The organism is Corynebacterium sp. CCUG 71335 (genome assembly GCF_024454075.1).
Taxonomy (GTDB): Bacteria; Actinomycetota; Actinomycetes; order Mycobacteriales; family Mycobacteriaceae; genus Corynebacterium; species Corynebacterium genitalium.
Genome location: NZ_JAGPYY010000022.1, coordinates 1 through 2,088, shown reverse-complemented (window position 1 = coordinate 2,088; position 2,088 = coordinate 1). Strand labels below are relative to the sequence as shown.

Below are 2,088 nucleotides of genomic sequence, written 5' to 3'. Positions count from 1 at the left end.
TTCGGTGACACCCTAGTCATTATCGGTGAAACTCCCTCTCAATCAGAGCCTCACACACAAACATCCTGACACTCTCTATAAGTTAAATAGAATTAAACTGTAGCCGAATTATGTGGTTGCACATAGGACGCTCGCTTTTCTTCCCTAACTGCGAAACCATGCATAATCCCCCCCAAGAGAACGAACGCGAGCGCGCCCCAAAGTAGAAAGTCGAAATTAGGAACTACTAAAGCTCCAAGTGCGGAACCAAGGGCTGAGCCCAAATAGTTGGCTGATGAATTTGCCGCTACAGCGGTAGCCCCATCTGAAGGATTCGTCTCAAGGAGAGTTTTTTGTTGAGGGGCCAGCGAAGACCACCCCAGTAGACCCCAAGCAAAGATGGCTGTGACAACCACGATCATGTTCGTTGCACCGAACAGTATAGCAATGAAAGATAGGGCCATTGCGCAGATAATGCTCAAAGTGAGTGTTCTTGGCTTTCTAAACCCATCAAGTAGATGCCCTACCCCAAAAGCGCCGATAGCGCCGCCAATTCCCCATACCCAGATTCCCACAATCTGATGATTGTCTAGAGGGGTATGCGCTAGCACCGTCGATATGTAGGTGTAGAGACCTAGGGAAGCGGTGCCCACAAATAACGTCACTAATATAGTGAATATATTAGTCTTTTTTGCCATGACCTTTGCCCGCTCCTTGAAGGAAGATGCAGGAATAGTCGGAACCGTTTGCTTTTTATTGAGGGCCACCCCTAGGAGTGCAATTACTCCTATTGCAGTAATCATCGCGATAGTTAACCGCCACCCGAAATTAGTTGCAATGATTAAGCCGGTGGGGACACCGAGAACAGTACCTAGAGCGAGGCCTGCTAGAACAAGAGAGAGGGCTTTGCCGCTTTTCTCTTCAGGTACGCTGTGGGCCGCAACTGCGGACGATAGTGGAGAATAGACGCCCGCTGCAGAGCCTGCTATTACGCGCGATAAAATGAAGGTCACAGCGTTAGGGGAGAGTGCAGTGGCGAGGTTTGCCAGCGAAAATACAATAATGCCAATTACTAAGCTCTTGCGGGCATGTACTCCAGCTTTTCCTGAGAGGATCGGTCCCGATAAGGCGTATGCTGCGGTGAAAGCAGTTACTCCCAAACCGATGATGGACTCGGATGCGTCCAAGTCTTTCGCGATGTTGGACAATAAGCCTGCAATGACGTATGCGTCTAACCCTAAGGCCACGCTTCCCAATAGGTAGGGCCACAGCTTTTTAAGCATTTCGAATTATTCCTTCCAATAATCCTGGAAACTTCTCATTGACTTCTTTTCGAAGTGAGATTAGGCAGGATCTACCTTGACTACGCGTCCAGGTAAGACCACACTCCCTCAGCTTCCGTGTGTGGTAGCTGAGGGTAGACCTGGGCAGATCTTCTGCGAGAGTAATGCTGTCTCTTTCGGACCCATCAGAAAGAGTTTTTAGAATTTGCAACCGGACAGGATCAGATAGGGCAGAAAATATCTGTTCGAGCGATATTTCTTCCAAAGTGGGGTGTGTGTACTGTCTTGAATTCATGCCATATCCTCCCTGTGCGCAAGGTAATCGCCAAACGACAATCGTGCAACAATAGTTGAACAATTACTCGCGCCGCAGGCCGGCTTCCGTAACTACGCGTTAGGTAAACGGATCCCGTCTTCACAGTGAGCAATCGCGTTCTACCTGCGGAAATTGACCGAATTTTTGGCCCTCTAAAGACAGTTAAGCTCTTTTAGATGTCCGGGAAATCAGTAGATTGCGATCGAGACTCTGGGTTCCTCGACAATCATCCACTTTGGTAGGTGCCAACCTTCAATATCCCCTCGCAGCTTCTGATCAGATCTCGTTGAGATGGACAGGTTAGGCAGGAGAACCTGCATGCTGATGAATGGATAGAGGCGGATATTCCAAGTTTTCTAGTGGTTAGCAGGATGTAACTCACTACGGTGCGAATTTTTCACGGTAGATAACCGTAATTACCCACTTTTGAAGCGTCCTGGGTTTAGTTCCGATCGTTTCTAGAGGAGGATTGGATCATGCCTAGGAAGTTCAGTGACGAGTTCAAGGACA

Annotated in this window: 2 protein-coding genes; both read right to left on the bottom strand. The window is 48.5% G+C overall.

Annotation, left to right across the window (positions count from 1 at the left end):
- Positions 1-92: 92 nt before the first annotated feature.
- Entirely contained in the window at positions 93-1,262 is a 1,170-nt protein-coding gene (locus KBX19_RS11215; protein ID WP_255994843.1) for an MFS transporter, read from the bottom strand.
- Positions 1,255-1,557 (bottom strand): helix-turn-helix transcriptional regulator, encoded by a 303-nt coding sequence (locus KBX19_RS11210; RefSeq protein WP_083770279.1) that lies wholly within the window; start codon positions 1,555-1,557, stop codon positions 1,255-1,257. Before KBX19_RS11210 ends, KBX19_RS11215 begins: the two co-directional genes overlap by 8 nt.
- Between the last annotated feature and the right edge of the window lie 531 nt (positions 1,558-2,088).